General features: G+C 70.6%; 10 protein-coding genes. 7 read left to right on the top strand and 3 right to left on the bottom strand.

Annotated elements, in window-relative coordinates:
* Positions 1-113: 113 nt before the first annotated feature.
* Both ABD912_RS02820 and ABD912_RS02825 read right to left on the bottom strand, forming a co-directional pair.
* Positions 114-1058: an endonuclease/exonuclease/phosphatase family protein gene (locus ABD912_RS02820; RefSeq protein ID WP_345148319.1), complete on the bottom strand. Its 945-nt coding sequence runs from the start codon at positions 1056-1058 to the stop codon at positions 114-116.
* A 399-nt stretch (positions 1059-1457) separates the two neighbouring features.
* On the bottom strand, positions 1458-3257 hold the full coding sequence (locus ABD912_RS02825; RefSeq protein ID WP_345148320.1) for a hypothetical protein: 1800 nt from the start codon (positions 3255-3257) through the stop codon (positions 1458-1460).
* A gap of 159 nt (positions 3258-3416) precedes the next feature.
* Here ABD912_RS02825 and ABD912_RS02830 point away from each other — a divergent pair, with 159 nt between their 5' ends.
* From ABD912_RS02830 to ABD912_RS02860, 7 genes are all read left to right on the top strand, one after another.
* Positions 3417-5024: a Stealth CR1 domain-containing protein gene (locus ABD912_RS02830; RefSeq protein ID WP_345148321.1), complete on the top strand. Its 1608-nt coding sequence runs from the start codon at positions 3417-3419 to the stop codon at positions 5022-5024.
* A 128-nt stretch (positions 5025-5152) separates the two neighbouring features.
* A complete protein-coding gene (locus ABD912_RS02835) occupies positions 5153-7858 on the top strand; it encodes a bifunctional glycosyltransferase/CDP-glycerol:glycerophosphate glycerophosphotransferase (protein WP_345148323.1) in 2706 nt (901 codons plus the stop codon).
* Between the two features lie 154 nt (positions 7859-8012).
* Positions 8013-10817: a bifunctional glycosyltransferase/CDP-glycerol:glycerophosphate glycerophosphotransferase gene (locus ABD912_RS02840; protein WP_345148325.1), complete on the top strand. Its 2805-nt coding sequence runs from the start codon at positions 8013-8015 to the stop codon at positions 10815-10817.
* Positions 10818-10884: 67 nt separating this feature from the next.
* Positions 10885-11910 (top strand): 3-oxoacyl-ACP synthase III, encoded by a 1026-nt coding sequence (locus ABD912_RS02845; protein ID WP_345148327.1) that lies wholly within the window; start codon positions 10885-10887, stop codon positions 11908-11910.
* Positions 11904-14591, top strand: coding sequence for an alpha/beta fold hydrolase (locus ABD912_RS02850; protein ID WP_345148328.1), 2688 nt, complete (start codon positions 11904-11906; stop codon positions 14589-14591). Before ABD912_RS02845 ends, ABD912_RS02850 begins: the two co-directional genes overlap by 7 nt.
* A gap of 71 nt (positions 14592-14662) precedes the next feature.
* Positions 14663-15652 carry an NAD-dependent epimerase/dehydratase family protein gene (locus ABD912_RS02855; protein ID WP_345149382.1) on the top strand — a complete coding sequence of 330 codons (990 nt, stop codon included), beginning with the start codon at positions 14663-14665 and terminating at the stop codon, positions 15650-15652.
* Positions 15652-16479 carry a serine hydrolase domain-containing protein gene (locus tag ABD912_RS02860; protein ID WP_345148329.1) on the top strand — a complete coding sequence of 276 codons (828 nt, stop codon included), beginning with the start codon at positions 15652-15654 and terminating at the stop codon, positions 16477-16479. Before ABD912_RS02855 ends, ABD912_RS02860 begins: the two co-directional genes overlap by 1 nt.
* A 60-nt stretch (positions 16480-16539) precedes the next feature.
* Here the strand turns inward: ABD912_RS02860 and mutM are convergent, their stop codons facing one another.
* A complete protein-coding gene (gene mutM / locus ABD912_RS02865; protein WP_345148330.1) occupies positions 16540-17469 on the bottom strand; it encodes a bifunctional DNA-formamidopyrimidine glycosylase/DNA-(apurinic or apyrimidinic site) lyase in 930 nt (309 codons plus the stop codon).
* Positions 17470-17471: the final 2 nt, after the last annotated feature.

Below are 17471 nucleotides of genomic sequence, written 5' to 3' on the forward strand. Positions count from 1 at the left end.
GATTCCGCCCCTACAATCTACCGTGCCGATCCACCGGCCCGGCGCGGCCAAGCGCGGGGCAGCAGGGTCCCTGCGTGGCGACGAAGTCGACACGATAGGGCCTGCCCCGCGCGCTAGAAGCAGGTCCGGCGCAGGGGGAACGGCCGGGCGGCGGGGCACGTCCAGGGGCCGGCCACCGGCTTGGGCGCCGGAAGCGCGAGGACCGCCAGGATGGGGTGGTGGTCGGAAGGGATCCTGCCCATGAACTTGCCCGTGCGGGGGTTGATCTTCGCGACCAGTTCCCAGCGTCCGACGCCGATGCCGCCGGAGACCATGATGTAGTCGATCCGTTTGCCGGGCACCTGCGGCGGCGGGTTCCTGAACCCGTGGAAGCTGTTGAACGTGGCGTTCTTCCGCGGCGCATCCGCCTCGGCTGTGTCCTCGAACCCGTTCTCGAGCAGCGTCTGCACCGGGGTTTGGTAGGCGTACGAGTTCAGGTCGCCCATCAGGACCACCGGCAGCCCGTTCGGGTTCACCGAGGCGTCCAGCGCCTTGAGGATGTTCTTCACCTGCCCGTTGCGGCACCGCTCCAGGTCCCCGCGTTCGTTGATGCCCTCGTAGTACAGGTGGGTGTTCACCGCGATGAACGTCGTCGACGGAGCGGCGCGTGTCCTGAACACCTGCCAGACCATCGCGCGGTCGTCCCACTCGCACCAGTCGTTGTCCACGTTGACCCTCCCGCCGGTGCCGACGGGTTCAAGGGTTGCGGCGTTGTAGAAGATGTGGAGGCCGAACTGCCCCCCCTCGTCGGCCGAACAGTTCTTCTTGCCGCAATCCTCGTACTTGCCGTCGGAGCCAGTGAGCGCGTGCCCGTACCCCTTGGCGGCGAGCGCCCGGCGCAGGCTCTCCCACTGCGGGATGTCGTCGTCGTTGCCTTCCCAATCGCGGGTGACCGAGGCCTCCTGGGTGCCCAGGAGGTCCACTCCGTGGGAAACGATCGTGTTGACCACCGCGGGACGGCGCGAAATCCACGGCCGGTCCTCGTCATAGTTCTCGGCCGTGAGGATGTTGAAGGTCATCGCCCGGATGCGCGGACCGGTGGAACCGGCGGAACTGGCGGCGCCGGCGGAACCGGCGGGAGTGGGTGTTCGCGGTTCCGCCGCGGATTGCTGGTGCAGTGGCGCCGCCGGCGCGGCGCGGTCCATGCCCGCGCCGCCCAAGGCAATCCCCAGGGCCAGCGCAAGGCACGCTCCGCAGGCCGCAGCAACCCGGTGTGACACCCCAAGCCACCCCCCATCGACCAGGGCCGGCATCCGGCACCTGGACCCGTCATTTCGGGGGCCCCAGCCACGGCGTCGCGGCCGAGGTCCTGGTTCGGCCTCCGTCCCCGGGAGGCCGAACTTGTTGGACCCCAGCGTAGCGCCGGAATCAGCGCAGCATAAGGGAAAGGCCGGGCCGCCCGGCCCGGCCTTTTCCGGCTACCGCTTCGCCGACAGGACGCGGCGCTTGATGCGGCGCAGGTCCCGTCCGAGCCGGCGGACCAGGCGGGGCTTGTTCCGTGTGACCCAGGTGAGGGCGGCCCTGCCCCCGGCCAGCGGCCGGGCGGCCTGCAGCCGGCATTCGACGGCCCCGTCCGTACCGCCCACCGAGAGCCGCAGTCCCGCGGGGTGCGAGGAAAGGATCGTCCCGGCCAGGGCCGTGATGTACACGTCATACTCCCCGGGCGCGATGTTGTCGGCAGTAATGCCCGCGTAGGAGCGCGTCGCGAAGTACGTGAACCGGTAGTCCCCCAGCGGATCCCCCACCTTGGCTCCCGGGAAGTCCTGCTGGCTGGTCCCGAGCGCCCGCGACGCCGCCACGGAAGCCGTCCCGGCCTTCACCAGGACAACGTGGTACTGGACGTCTCCGTGTTTGAGGGTCCACTTGCCCGGCAGCACGTACCGGCCTTCGACGTGGAAGCGGTTCTCGCGCGCCCAGGACTTGGCCAGCTGGAAGTGGCTGCCCGGCATCGGACCGGCCAGCACCGGCCCCTTCACCAGTTCCACGGAGCGGCCGGACGAACGCAGGCGCACGGCCTTCCCGCCGACCACCAGCGCGGCGGCACGAGGCTCCGCCGGCACGGCCTCGACCGTGGTGGAAATCCCCTCCTGCTCCAGTTCCAGGCCCACGGTGTAGGTCCCGTCGGGAAGCTGGGACAGGTTGATGCCCTCGCGCTTGCGCGTGGAGAACCTGCCCTGCGAATAGTCGCAGAAGTCGTTCTCGAAGTAGTTTCGGTTGAGCTTGTCGTCTGTCACGCCGTCCAGGGCGTAGCTCCTGCGCTCCAGGTCAGAGGCCAGCGTCAGGCGCCGGGAGAACTGCTCCGATCCCTTGGTCCCGTAGCCCTTGGTGAACAGGATTCCTTCGGGGTAGAACCGGCCCTTGCGCAAGGCCATCGACGTCAGCCGGGCCACGGTTTCCCGGCGCTCGCGGACCGGTTCCAGGCTGGGCCGCGGCAGGGACGAGGCAACGGCCCGGTCGCCGTTGCGCACGTGACCGTAGCGCGGCACCGCCCCCTCGCCGAGGGCCGCGATCGTCGACAGGAGCAGCGGGATGTTGTAGGAACCGACGTCGCGGTGGCGGACGACGAGCGGGGACTCGGTCAGAACGAAGTTGAAGTTCTCGTACCGCTCGTAGTCCTCCAGGAAGGGCGCCACCTGCGACTTGTACTGCGGATCCGCCGGGGAGGAGAAGAGGTAGATGTTCTTGGCCTTGTTCGGGCAGTTCGCGAGCAGGTCCGGCAGCAGCGCGTCGAGCTCCGCGACGCCCTCGTCCGTGTCCTCGCCGATGAGTTGGCGCAGCACCTCCGGCCGGAGCGCGCGGTTGGCGGTGCCGATCCCCATCCGCGGGACCACCGCGATGATGTTCGGGTAGTCGTCGGTCAGGGCGTGGTACAGCGCCCCGGTCGCGCCCTTGGAGAACCCGAGGAAGGTGCAGTGGTGCTTCTCCAGTCCGCGCTCGGTGCGCACCTTCTCGATGAGGGCCGCCACCGCCTCGGCGATGAGTCCGCCCCGCCGGTGGGTGCGGATGTAGTAGGAGAAGTCGCCGTCGAAGCGGTCCTTGATCCAGAGGATGTCCGTGCGGAGGCCGTCCACGACCGACCCGTCGAGGTCGTACCGCTTGTCCTCGCCGAAACCGCCCGAGAAGACCACCAGCAAGTGCCGCCGGTCCTGCAGGGAGCGCCGGAACTTGTAGGTGACCGAGAGTCCTTGGTACACGAATTCCTGGTCATCTGGGTGCATGGTCATCCTCGGGGTTGGTGCGCGGGGAACCCCACCATCCTAGCCAGAGATGGCAGTGACACCGGACGCATTCCGGGCCGGGGACCTCCCGCCGCGGGGCCGTTGCGCGGCGGCCCGGATAGGATTGCGGAGTTCCAAACCGCCCAGAAGGGATCCTTCGTGTCCGTCAAGCGCAGCCTTGTCCAGGCCCGTGACCGCGTCAGCCAGATCGTCACCTCCAACTCCACCTACCGCCGCCACCGGCGCAACGTCTCAGGTGAGGCCTTTGTTCGCGGGGGCGGGAGGCTCACGCCGAGCATGGTTCGCCTGGACCCGGACCTGCGCCTGCCGGAGCTGAAGGCCACCTCGGCCCGGCTGGTCGAGGCGACCCTGGACCGCCTGGGTGTGCGGTACTGGACGGTTCCCGCGCAAAACAACCGCTGCACCAAGTTCGGGGTACTCGAGGCCGACCGCGCCCTGATCCTCGGGTCCCTGGCGGCCGAGGCCACCTATGCCCACTGGAACGCCCAGGAGCTCGCTCCGCGCGGGACGGCACTCGCCGCGCTGTATTCGGCCACGGAACTGTCCGGCCAGTCCGCCTGGCCCGGCCTCCGGATCTACGAACGGGTGGCCCCCGCCGCCGGCTCTGCCTTCCGCTCCGACGCCGCCCAGGGCGTGGAACTCCACTTCTGGTCCGCGTCCAAGGCGACCGGGCTCCTGGAGTCCCAGGTCTGGAACGACCGGTTCATCACGGCCCCGGATCCCGCCGTGGATCCGGACGCCTTTGAGGAGGTCGTCCGGCGCGCCGCCCTGCCGTCCTCGGAACAGGCCGACTTCCCCATCGACGTCGTCTACACGTGGGTCGACGGCGCCGATCCCAACTGGCAGCGCGCCAAGGCCGAGGCCCTCCACGCCGCGGATGCGGAATCCTTCATCCAGGACGCCGTGGACGAGGCCCGGTTCGCGGACAACGAGGAGCTTCGCTACAGCCTGCGCTCGCTGGAGCAGTACGCCCCCTGGGTGCGCAAGATCTGGATCGTGACGGCGGGCCAGACGCCGGCCTGGCTGGACACGGACAACCCCCGCGTGGAAATCGTGGACCACCGGCAGATCTGGCCCGACGCCTCCGACCTGCCCTCCTTCAACTCGCACGCCATCGAGGCGAACCTGCACCGCATCCCCGGACTGGCCGAGCACTTCCTCTACTTCAACGACGATTTCCTGCTGGCCCGCCCCGTCAACCCCGAACACTTCTTCTTCGGCAACGGCGTCGGAAAGTTCTTCTACTCCCGTGCCCACGTGGATTTGATGGATGCCTCCCCCGAGGACAACGTCTCCACCATCGCCGCGAAGAACGCCAGGGACCTCCTCCAGGACGCCGGGGGGCACGCCTTTAGCCGGAAGTTCTTCCACACGCCCTCGCCGCTGAGGAAATCCGTGCTCCTGGAGGCCGAAGGCTCGTTCCCGGACGCGTTCAGCCAGACCCGTGCCGCCCGGTTCCGGCAGCAATCCGACATCGCCGCCGCCGGTTCCTTCTACTTCCAGTACGCGTTCTCCCAGGGCGCCGCCGTCCCCTCACGCATCGCCTACGACTACATCGATCCGGCCACGGCCGACGGCCGGCGCCGCTTCACCTCGGTGACCGCCCACCACAACATGGACACGATCGTGGTCAACGACGGTTCAACGAAGGAGTCCCCGGCGGAACGGCAGGCCACCTCGCGGTTCATCAAGGCGACGCTCGCCCGGTTCCTGCCGGTCCCCTCCGTCTTCGAGACGGACCGCTGAGCCGGCCCCGGGAAAAAGCTCCCGAACCCGGCCCGGCGCCGGCCACGCGCGGCGCCGGGCCATGGGGCCGGCGCCGCTCGCCTAGAATCCATGTGGACAAGTTTTATCCTCCAGAGACTCGGGAAGACGTGACCCCTGCTTCAGCACCCCTCCAGCCCACCCGCGACGGTTACCGCCTGACGGTGATCAGTGCCGTGTACAACGTGGCGCGCTACCTTCCGGAGTTCATCGCATCGCTGGAGGCCCAAACGTTCGACCATGGGCGGGTGCAGGTGGTCGCTGTCGACGACGGGTCCACCGACGAGTCGGCCGACCTGCTGCGCGCCTGGGCCCGGGACACCCGGTACGCCGTCACCGTCCTGTCCAAGGAGAACGGCGGCCAGTCCTCCGCCCGGAACCTGGGCCTTGACGCCGCCAGCGGCGACTGGGTGACCTTCGCCGATCCGGACGACATGCTGGACCCCGAGTACTTCACCCAGATCGAGGCCTTCCTTGCCAAGAATCCGGAAGCCGCCATGGCGGCGACCAACCTCCTCGACTTCCACGAGCTGACCGGCGAGACCCGCAACACCCACCCGCTGCGGCACCGCTTCACCGGCGGCGACCGGCTGGTGGACCTGGACCGCCACCCGAACTTCTTCCACATGTCCGGCGGCACCTCGGTCTTCCCGCTGCGCGCCCTGCAGGACCTGGGGCTCCGCTTCGACCTGCGGGTCGCCCCGACCTTCGAGGACGCGCACTTCATCCAGCGTTTCCTGCTGGCCAGCCCCGACCGCAAGATCGCGTACCTGGAGAGCGCCCGGTACCTCTACCGCCGGCGCGCGGACGGCTCGTCGACCCTGCAGACCAGCCGCCGCGACCCGCGCAAGTACACCGACGTGCTGGAATACGGCCTCCTGGACCTGCTCCAGCGCGCCAAAGCCCAGGCCGGGCCCGTTCCCCGCTGGCTGCAAAACGCGATCATCTACGACCTGACGTGGCACTTCCGCGCCGAGGAATCCGCCAACACCTCGGCCGGGAAGATTTCCGCCGACACCGCTGCGCAGTTCCACCGGCTTGTCGCCGAAATCCGCAGCCACCTCGACCCTTCGGTCATCGACAGCTTCACCGTGGTCCGGCGCTCACCCACGCAACGCGAGGCGCTGCTCCACGGCTACTCGGCCGAGCCCTGGCATTCGGAAGAGATCTTCCTCGACAGGCTGGACCAGGATCGCCAGCTGGTCCGCCTGCGCTACCGCTTCGCGGGCACCCCGCCGACGGAAACCCTCCGCCTGCGTGGCCTGCCGGTGGAACCGGTCCACGCCAAGACCCGCGCGCACACCTACTTCCGCGAACCGCTCCTGACCGAGCGGATCCTGTGGGTGTCGGCCGCCGGAAGCATCGAGGTGGACCTCAACGGCGTGCGGATGCCCCTGACGTTCACGGAGCCTGCACCCCAAAAGCCCTACTCCGTCCGGCCCTCCCAGATCCGGCAGCAGTCGGAGCCGGAGCATGCGGTGCCGGAACTGTCAGCCAAGCGGATTCCCGCCGTCGAACTGCCCAAGGTGTCCGCCGAGGACCGGCGCATCCTGCGGTTCAGTTCGCTGCGGCCGGTGCGGCGCCTGTTCGCCAACGCGTGGGTCCTGATGGACCGCGACGAAAACGCCAACGACAGCGCCGAACACCTGTTCCGCTACCTGCGCAAGCACCGCCGGGACATCAACGCCTGGTTCGTGCTCAAGAAGGACACCCCGGACTGGCACCGCCTCAAGAAGGAAGGGTTCAAGCGGCTGGTCCCGCACGGTTCGCTGCTCTGGAAGGCGCTGTGCCTGAACGCCCGGCACATCGTCTCCTCCCACGCCGACGTGTACGTGCACGATCCCTTCCGACTGGGCAGCGGCCACAAGCCGACCTGGAAGTTCACCTTCCTGCAGCACGGGGTCATCAAGGACGACCTGTCCCGGTGGCTGAACGCTAAGCCCATCACCAACTTCGTGACCACCACCCCGGCCGAGTTCGCCTCGATCGCCGGGAACGGTTCGCCCTACGTCTTCACCACCCGGGAGACGCACCTGACCGGACTTCCCCGGCACGACCGGCTCGCCCGGCTGGCGCGGAAGGCCTCGGCGAAGGCGGAGAAGCGCTCGATCGTCGTTATGCCCACCTGGCGCCAGGACCTGGCCGGACTCCAGCTGCAGGCAGGGGGGTGGGCCCGGGAGATCAATCCCGCATTCTTCGAGTCCGAATTCCACCACGAGTGGTCCGGCGTGCTCCGCTCCCCACGGCTGGCCGCACTGGCCCGGGAACACGGGCTCGAGGTCGTCTTCGTGCCCCATCCGAACCTGAAGCCCTACGTTCCCCTGATGGAACTGCCGGCCCACGTGACGGTCAAGACGTACGACCAGGACGACGTGCAGGAGATCCTCAGCCGCGCGGCGGTGGTGGTCACCGACTACTCCTCGGTGGCCTTTGACGCGGCCTTCATCCGCCGGCCCATCGCCTACTTCCAGTTCGACAAGGCCGCGGTGTTCGGCGGAGCGCACATCACCAAGCCCGGATACTTCTCCTACGAGCGCGACGGGTTCGGCCCGGTGGCCACCGGTTTCGACGAGTTGATGGACAACGTCGCCGCGGCCCTGGACCCCGCCGGCACCGCCGGCACCGCCCTGGAGGAATACCGCGAACGGATGGAACGGACGTTCACGCTGCCGCAGGACGGAGCGTGCGCCCGGGTGACCGCGATGGTCGAACGATCCACGGTTCCGCTGAGCGTCCGGAAGGCCCATGGCAACCCCACGGCCGCCCCCGAAGCGCCGCCCATCACCTACGAGTTGTTCAACGCACCCCTCACGTAGGGGGCGGAGACCGGGGGCGCCCCGCGGGACTTTCTACAATTGTTGCCTCTTCGCTTAGAATTTCTCAGGAATTACTCAGGAATCTCTTGGAACAGCCGTTGGCGTTCCGGATGAACCCTCTTGTGCCTGACAGAGTCGAGATGAAGTGAATGCCATGGCTGAAGGCTCCGCCCCCTCGGATAGCGCCTTTCGTTTTACCGTGATCTGCGCCGTGTACGGCGTGGCCCGCTACCTGCCGGACTTCATTGCGTCCCTGGAGGCCCAGTCCTTCGACCACCGGCGGATCCAGGTGGTCGCGGTCGACGACGGCTCCACGGACGGCTCGGCCGACCTGGTCCGGGACTGGGCCCAAGACACCAGGTACGCCGTCAGCGTCCTGTCCAAGGAGAACGGGGGCCAGTCCTCGGCGCGCAACCTCGGCCTGACCGTGGCCAGCGGGGAATGGGTGACCTTCACCGACCCGGACGACATCCTGGACCCGGAATACTTCACGCAGATCCACAAGCTCCTCGAGGAGCGTCCCGACGTGTGCATGGCCGCGGCCAACCTTCTCGACTACCGCGACAGTTCGGGGCAGATCGACAACAGCCATCCCCTGCGGTGGCGCTTCGAGGGCGGCGACAAGGTCGTCAACGTCGACCGGCATCCGCGGTACTTCCACCTGCCCACCAACTCGGCCTTCTTCCGCCTGCGGGACCTGCGGGACCAGGGCCTCACCTTCGACGAACGCGTGGCGCCCACGTTCGAGGACGGGCACCTCATCCAGCGCTTCCTGCTCGACCGGGCCGAGCGGAAGGTCGGGTTCGTGGCCAGCGCCAAGTACCTCTACCGCCGCCGGGACGACGGAACGTCCACCCTGCAGACCAGCAACACCGATCCGCGCAAGTACACCAACGTCCTCCGGTACGGGTACCTGGACCTGCTGAAACGCGCCGCCGCCATGGGGGCCCCGATCCCCCGCTGGCTGCAAAACGTCATCATCTACGACCTGACCTGGTACTTCCGGGGGGAGGAGGCGATGTTCTCCTCCTCCGCGGGATTGGCGGCCGAAACCGCCGCCGAGTTCCACCGGCTGGTCACCGAAATCCGCAGCCACCTGGAATCGTCGGTGGTCGAAAGCTTCGACGTCATTTCCCGCGCCCCCTCCCAACGCGACGTGCTGGCCCACGGATACTCCGACGAGGACTGGCACTGGGACCGGGTCATCGTCAACCGGCTGGACGAGGACCGCCAGCTCGTGGAACTGCGGTACCGCTTCACCGGAACCCAGCCGCACGAAGTCATCAGGGTGCGGGGCTTGGCCACCACCCCCGTCCACTCCAAGACCCGCTCGCTCCACTACTTCCACCAAGCGCGGCTGTCCGAGCGCATCCTCTGGGTCTCCGCCCAAGGCACCGTGGAAGTCGAACTCAACGGCCGGCGGACCCCGGTCACCTTCCAGTGGCCGCGGCCGGAACGCTACGCGCTCAGTCCTTCCGAGGTCCGCAGGGCCCGGGGCACCCGGCGCAGGCAGTTCACCCTCCGGGCGGCACGGCGGCCCAAACCTGCCGCGGCCAGGATCCCCGCCCAGGACCGCCGGGCCCTCATGGTCAGCTCCCTGCCCACGATCCGGCGGCTGTTCGCCGACGCGTGGGTCCTGATGGACCGGGACGAGAATTCCCACGACAACGCCGAACACCTTTTCCGCTACCTGCGCAAGCACCGCCGGGACATCAACGCCTGGTTCGTGGTCAGGAAGGGCACCCCGGACTGGGATCGGCTGAAGCGGGACGGCTACAAGCGGCTCATCCCCTACGGGTCCACGCTGTGGATGGCCCTGTGCCTGAACGCGAAACACATCGTGTCCTCCCACGCGGAACGCTACGTGTACGACCCCTTCCGGCTGGCCACGGGCCACAAGCCGGAGTGGAAGTTCACCTTCCTTCAGCACGGCGTCATCAAGGACGACCTGTCCCGCTGGCTGAACCCGAAGCCGATCAGTTCCTTCGTGGCCACGACGAAACCCGAGTTCGCGTCCCTGGCCGGCAACGGATCACCCTACGTGCTGACAACCAAGGAAGTGCGGCTCACCGGCCTGCCACGCCACGACCGCCTGGCCCGACTCGCCCACGCCGCGGACGCCGGCCCGGCCCGGCGCAGCATCGTCGTTATGCCCACATGGCGGCAGTACCTCGTCGGCGGCCCCGTCCAGGGGGCCTCCGCACGCGAGGCCGTCTCCGGCTTCCTCGGCTCCGACTTCCACCGCCAATGGACGGCCTTCCTGCGCTCGGACCGCCTGCGCCGGATCGCCGGGCGGCACGGCCTGGACGTGGTGTTCATGCCGCACCCCAACCTGAAGCCGTACCTGTCCATGCTCGACCTTCCCGAGCACGTCAGGATCGCCTCCTACCAGTCCGACGATGTCCAGGAAGTGCTCAGCCATGCCGCCGTGGTCGTGACCGACTACTCCTCGCTGGCGTTCGACGCCGCCTTCATCCGCCGGCCGGTGGTCTACTTCCAGTTCGACAAGCCCACCGTGTTCAGCGGGGCCCACACCACCCGGCCGGGGTACTTCGCCTACGAAAAGGACGGATTCGGCCCCGTCGCCTACACCCTTGACGCGGCGCTGGAAGGGCTGTCCGATTCCCTGGACCCGGACAGCGGCAGCGCCGCCGTGTACCGCGAACGGATGGACCGCACCTTCACGCTCCCGCAGAAGGGCGCCTGCGCCCGCGTGGTCCGCATGATCGAACGCTCCGAGCACCCCCTGACGTTCCGGCAGGCCCGCCGCCGGACGGTGACCGCACCGGAGGCGCCGCCCATCAACTTCGATTTCCGGAAGGACACGGCCCCCGAACCCGCGGAATCCCATCGGACCAATGGACCACCCGTGGTGGAATTGGTCCCGGCGGCAGGTGAAGGCACACCTCCATGCACGGCCGGGAATGTGCGGGAACCGGCCTCGGACGTGCATAGTTAACTTCTCGGCAGGATGAGCTTGCCCGATGCCCCGGGGCGGGCCACACGATCAGGATGAAGGCTGCATATTGAACGGCAACGCAACGTTTCGGCACACCAATTCGGCCATCCTTGCCGTCACGAGTGTGGAAGCGCCGAGGGTCGTCAGCTCCACCGAATTCGACGAGCGGCTGGCCCCAAGCCTGAAGCGGCTGCACCTGTCCAAGCGGCTCCTTGAGCGCGTTGCCGGGGTGCGGGAGCGCCGCTGGTGGCCGGCCGGCACCGGGTTCGACGATGCCGCCATCGAGGCCGGCTCCAAGGCCCTGGCCCAGGCGGGCATCCGGCCCGAGGAAGTGGGCCTGCTCATCAACACCTCGGTCACCCGGCGGAGCCTGGAGCCGTCCGTGGCCGTGAAGATCCACCACGGACTGGGGCTTCCCTCCTCGGCGATCAATTTCGACGTGGCCAACGCCTGCCTGGGCTTCGTCAACGGCATCACGCTGGCCTCGAACATGATCGACTCGGGCCAGATCCGCTACGCGGTCATCGTCGCCGGCGAGGACGCCCAACCCACGCAGGAGACCACGTTCGAGCGCCTCAACCGGGAGGATTCGACCCGCGAGGACTACCTGCGCGAATTCGCCACCCTGACGCTGGGCTCCGGCGCGGCGGCCGCCGTCATCGGCCCGGCGGACGCGCATCCCGGATCGCACCGGATCGTCGGAGGGGTCTCGCGCGCCGGCACCGAGCACCACGAGCTGTGCGTCGGCGGCCCGGACGGCATGTTCACCGACACCAAGGGACTCCTGGAGAACGGCCTCAAGCTCGTCGTCGACGCGTGGGACGAGGCCCACGCCAACGGCTGGGACTGGCGCTCGATGGACCGCTACGTGACCCACCAGGTGTCAGCTTCCTACACCAATGCGATCATCAAGGCCGTGGACCTGGTCCGCGAGCGGGTACCCATCACGTTCCCCAAGTGGGGCAACGTGGGCCCGGCCTCGCTGCCGATGACCCTCGCCCAGGAAGCGCCCACCCTGAAAGCCGGGGACCGTGTCCTGTGCATGGGGGTCGGCTCCGGGCTGAACACCTCGATGCTGGAGCTCGCGTGGTAGCCGCGGACGCGCCTGCGGTAACCCGCCCGGGCCCCTGGCCCGGCGTCCGGCCCGGCTGGTCGCGCACCGTCGAGGTTCCCTCGACCGCGGCCTGCGACGGGCCCGGGACGGTCCACCGGTGGCACCTGCTGGACAACGGTCCCGACCTGGAGGCCCGCGGCATCGAGCCGGCAGGAACCCTGCTGTGCGTCCACGGGAATCCGACCTGGTCCTACCTCTGGCGGTCCCTGCTCGCGGCCGCCGCGGACGCGCCGGCCCCCTGGAGGGTCGTGGCCGTGGACCAGCTCGACATGGGCTTCTCCGCCCGCACCGGAAGGTTCCGCCGCCTGGCCGACCGCGTGGACGACCTGGGCGACCTGACGCGGGAGCTGGGACTCGCCGGCCCGGTGGTGACCGTCGGGCACGATTGGGGCGGCATCATCTCGTTGGGCTGGGCCCTGCGGCACCGGGAACTGCTCGCCGGCGTCGTGCTCACCAACACGGCCATCCACCCGGCGGGCTTCTCCCTTCCCCCCGCGCTGAGGCTGGCCCTGCACCCGGGGGTGCACGCCTGGGGCACAACGACGACGCCGGCGTTCCTGCGCGTCACCCACGCCCTGGCGCGGCCGGCCCTGGCGCCCGCCGTTCGCTCCGCCTTCATGGCCCCGTACCTGAGCCCCGCCCGCCGTTCCGGCGTCGGAAACTTCGTGGCCGACATCCCGGCCGATCCCGGGCATCCGAGCTGGGCGGCCCTGGAGGAGATCTCCTCGGGCGTGCGCACCCTGGACGTTCCGGCGCTGCTCCTGTGGGGCCCGAAGGACCCCGTCTTCTCCGACCGGTACCTGCGCGATCTTCTGGACCGGCTGCCGCACGCCGACGTGCACCGCTTCGAGGGCGCCGGGCACCTGCTGCCGGAGGACCGTGACATCACGGCCCCCGTGCTGCGCTGGCTCGGCACCCACGCCGGCCCCGGCGGGACGCCGGAGGACACGGCGGCGAGCGAAGCGGCGCCCTACCGGTCCCTGCTCGCCGAGCTCGACGAACGCGGCACGGACCGGTCCGCGGCCGTGGTGGACATGGCACCGCTGAGCACTATCCCGGGCGCGGCCCACGGCGAAGGCCCGCGGACGCTGTCCTGGGCCGAACTCGCCGACGACGTCGATGCCCTGGCCCGCGGCCTGGCCTCGGCCGGCGTCCGCCCCGGCGACCGCGTCAGCCTGCTGGTGCCCCCGGGCATCGAACTGACGACGCTGATCTATGCCTGCCTCCGCCTCGGGGCCGTCATCGTGGTTGCGGACGCGGGCCTGGGCCGCGCCGGCCTGGGCCGCGCCATCGTCGGCGCGGGCCCGGCCTGGCTGGTCGGCATCGACCGGGCCCTGGCCGGCGCGCGCCTCCTGGGCTGGCCGGGCACCCGGATCTCCGTCCGGCCCGTCTCCGCTGCCACCCGCCGTGCCCTGGGCGTCCGGCACACGGTGCCCGAACTCCTCGCCGCCGGCCGCCGCCTCTCCGGCGGCGATCCCGCCCCGCTGCCGGCGCCGGCACCCGACGCCGACGCCGCTGTCCTGTTCACCTCCGGCTCCACCGGCCCGGCCAAGGGCGTGGTCTACACCCACCGGCGCCTGTCCGCGATGCGGGACACCCTGAAGGCCACCTACGGGCTGCAGGCCGGGTCCGCGCTCGTCGCCGGATTCGCCCCCTTCGCCCTGCTCGGCCCGGCCCTGGGAGCGACGTCCGTGACACCGGACATGGACGTCACCGCACCGAAGACGCTCACCGCCACGGCCCTGGCCCAGGCCGCCGGGACGATCGACGCGACCGTGGTCTTCGCCTCCCCCGCGGCCCTGGCCAACGTCCTGGCCACCGCGGACGCCCTGGACGCGAAGGACAGCGCCGCGCTGGCGCACGTTTCCCTGCTGCTCTCCGCCGGCGCCCCCATCCCGGAACCGCTGCTGGAGCGGGTGCAGGAACTTGTCCCCCACGCGTCCCTGCACACGCCCTACGGGATGACCGAGGCCCTCCCGGTCACCGACATCGACCTGGCCGGGATCCGGGAGGCCGGCACGGGCAACGGCGTCTGCGTGGGAACCCCCGTCGCCGGGGCCCGCGTCCGCATCCTGCCGCTGTCCGCCGACGGGGTGCCCGGCCCCGATGCTCCCGGCATCGACGACTCCACCGCCGCGGCGGACGTCACGGGAGAGATCGTGGTCGCGGCGCCGCACGTGAAGGAGCGCTACGACCGGCTCTGGATCACCCAGCAGGAGAGCGCGTCCCTGCCGGGATGGCACCGCACCGGCGACGTGGGCCACTTCGACGCCGACGGGCGGCTGTGGGTGGAGGGCCGCCTCGGCCACCTGCTGACCACCCCCGAGGGGGTCCGCACTCCGGTCGCCGCCGAGCATGCGGCGGCCGCCGTCCCCGGGGCGGGCCGCGCCGCCGTCGTGGGCGTGGGCCCGTCCGGCACCCAGGCCGCCGTCGCGGTCATCGAGGCCGTCCCGCCGGTCCGCCAGGCGGGACCGGCCGATCCCGGGCTCGCCGCGCAGGTGCGCGCCGCCGTGGCCGCGGGCACCGGCATCCGGCTGGCCGCCGTGCTGGTGGTTCCCGAACTGCCCACCGACATCCGGCACAACTCGAAGGTGGACCGCACGGCGCTGGCCGGCTGGGCCTCCCGGGTCCTGGCGGGTGAACGGGTGGGGGCCCCGTGAGCGGCACCCCTCCCCCGCACGCCGCGGCGTCCCCCACGAACCCGTCCCCGGGCTTCGGGCCCCGCACGGTCCTGGTGACCGGCGCCAGCGGCCTGCTGGGCTCCGCGGTCGCCGCGCTGCTGGCGGAGCGCGGCCACGTGGTCCGCACGCTCCAGCGGCGCCCCTCGCCGGCCGCGGGGACCACGCACGTTCCCGGATCGGTGACCGACCCGCAGGCCGTTGCCCGCGCGGTGGAGGAAAGCGACGCCGTCGTCCACCTGGCCGCCAAGGTCTCCATCACCGGGGACTGGAGCGACTTCGCGGAAACGAACATCCACGGCACCTCCAGGCTCCTGGAGGCCGCCCGCGCCGCCGGCGTCCGGGACTTCGTCCAGGTTTCCTCGCCGTCCGTGGCGCACTTCGGCGCCTCGATCGTCGGCGCCCCCGCCGGACGGGCCGATCCGGCCCGGGCCCGCGGCCACTATGCGCGTTCGAAGGCCGCCGCCGAACTGCTGGCGCTGGCCGAGGACGGCCCCGGGTTCCGCGTGGCCGCGGTGCGCCCGCACATCGTCTGGGGACCGGGCGACACCCAGCTGGTCGAACGCGTCGTCAGCCGGGCCCGCGCGGGCCGGCTGCCGCTGCTGGACGGCGGAGCCGCACTGATCGACACGACCTACCTCGACAACGCCGCCGAGGCGATCGTGCGCACGCTCGAACGGATGGACCACACCCACGGGCAGGCGGTGGTCGTGACCAACGGCGAACCGCGGCCGGTGGGTGAGCTGATCGCCGGGATCTGCCTGGCCGCCGGGGTCACCCCGCCGGCCTGGAGCGTGCCCGGCTCGCTGGCGCGCGGCGCCGGCGCGGTGATCGAGCGGGCCTGGGCCGCGGCCGGCCGGCGCGGCTGGGTCCGCGACGAACCGCCGATGACGCGTTTCCTGGCCGAACAGCTTTCGACCGCGCACTGGTTCGACCAGCGCCGCACCCGGGAACTGCTGGACTGGACCCCCGCGTTGGGGATCGACGACGGGCTCCGCCGCCTCGCCGAACACTACCAAGCGGAGCACTACCAAGGAGCCTGATGGAAACCCTGAGGATCATTGACAGCTGGCCGGCGGAAAACGCCGCCGCGGCCGTGGTGGCCGCCGACGGCCGGGTGCTGGGCCGGCACGGCGACACGGGACGCCCGTTCCGGCTGGCGTCGGTGACCAAACTGCTGTCGGCCTACGCGGTGCTGATCGCCTGCGAGGAGGGCGCGCTGGAATTGGACCAGCCGGCGGGCCCGGAGGGTTCCACCGTGCGCCACCTCCTGGCGCACACCGGCGGCTTCGACTTCGGCGACCGCACCGTCCGCTTCCCGCCGGGCGAGCGGCGGTTGTATTCGAACGCGGGATTCGACGTGTTGGGCGAAACCCTCGAGACGGCCACGGGCTTCGGCTTCGCCGACTACCTGGCCGAGGCGGTGCTGCAGCCGCTGGGCATGGACTCGACCCGCCTGGACGGCTCCCCCGCCGCCGACGGTGTCTCGACGGTGGATGATCTTGCCCTTTTCGCGGCCGAACTCCAGCGGCCGCGCCTGCTCTCGCCCGAGACGTTCGAGGCGGCCACGGCCGTGGTGTTCCCCGGCCTGTCCGGGGTGCTGCCCGGGTTCGGCCGCCAGCGCGAGAACGACTGGGGACTGGGGTTCGAGCTGCGCGGCCACAAGTCCCCGCACTGGACCGGTGCCAAGAGCTCGCCGCGGACGTTCGGGCACTTCGGGCAGGCGGGCACGTTCCTCTGGGTGGACCCGGAGGCGGCGGCCGCCTGCATCGCCCTGACGGACCGCGGCTTCGGCCCGTGGGCCGCGCAGGCGTGGCCGGCGTTCACGGACGCCGTGCTGGAGGAACTGGCCGGGGACGGCGCACCCTAGCCCCTGCCCCGCAGCCCCCGCTGGCAAGACCGGTTCCGCTCCTCCCCAGCTCGTGGCGGGCTAGTACCGGGCGTTGCGCGGCGTGCGCTGGCAGACCGGGCAGGTGTAGGAGGAACGGCCCATGAACGGGTCGCGGCGGATCAGCGACACCACCCCGGCCCCGGCGCAGCGCGGGCACTCCCGGCCGGCCCGCCCGTAGGCGTTCAGGGACCGGTCGAAGTACCCGGAGGCTCCGTTGACGTTCACGTAGAGGGAATCGAAGCTGGTGCCGCCGGCGGCGAGGGCCCTCCCCATGACGTCCTTGAGGGCCTCGACCACCCGCTCGGTCTCCGGCCGGCGGAGCGTGTCCGTGGGCCGGGCATAGTGCAGGCGGGCGGCCCAGAGGGATTCGTCGGCGTAGATGTTGCCGACCCCGGAGACCACGCCCTGGTCCAGCAGCGCGCGCTTGAGGCCGGTGCGGCGCCGGCGCAGGGCGGCGTGCAGGAGGTCGGTTCCGAAGGCGGGGTCCAGGACGTCGCGGGCGATGTGCGCGGCGGCGTCGGGAACCAAGGGCAGGTCGGAGCCGTGCCCGCCGGGGGCGCCGTCCGGCGTCGGGCGCAGGCGGGAGAGGAACAGGCCGCCAAAGATGCGCTGGTCCACGAAGCGCAGTTCGGCGGGCTTGCCCGCCGCGGGCGAGAGTTCCAGGCGCACCTTCAGGTGCTTCTCGCGGGGGGCCTCGGAGTCCTCGACCAGGAGCTGGCCGCTCATGCCCAGGTGGGCGACGAGCGCGACCGGCTCGGGGAGGCCGTCCAGCGGCATCCACAGGAACTTCCCGCGCCGCACGGCATGGCGGATGGTGGTGCCGCGCAGGGTGTCGGCGAAGTCGAGCGGGCCGCCGGCGTGGCGGCGCACGGAGCGCGGGTCGTGCACCTCGAGGTCCTGGACGGTGCGTCCGACGACCCAGGAGTCGAGGCCGCGGCGCACCACCTCGACCTCCGGCAGTTCGGGCATGG

Source organism: Arthrobacter ginkgonis (assembly GCF_039540195.1).
Lineage (GTDB): Bacteria > Actinomycetota > Actinomycetes > Actinomycetales > Micrococcaceae > Zafaria > Zafaria ginkgonis.

Excerpts from the sequence above, each read along its gene's own strand:
- ABD912_RS02860 (WP_345148329.1), top strand. The coding sequence starts at position 15,652 with ATGGAAACCCTGAGGATCATTGACAGCTGGCCGGCGGAAAACGCCGCC.
- ABD912_RS02840 (WP_345148325.1), top strand. The coding sequence starts at position 8,013 with ATGGCTGAAGGCTCCGCCCCCTCGGATAGCGCCTTTCGTTTTACCGTG.
- mutM (WP_345148330.1), bottom strand. The coding sequence starts at position 17,469 with ATGCCCGAACTGCCGGAGGTCGAGGTGGTGCGCCGCGGCCTCGACTCC.
- ABD912_RS02825 (WP_345148320.1), bottom strand. The coding sequence starts at position 3,257 with ATGCACCCAGATGACCAGGAATTCGTGTACCAAGGACTCTCGGTCACC.
- ABD912_RS02820 (WP_345148319.1), bottom strand. The coding sequence starts at position 1,058 with ATGACCTTCAACATCCTCACGGCCGAGAACTATGACGAGGACCGGCCG.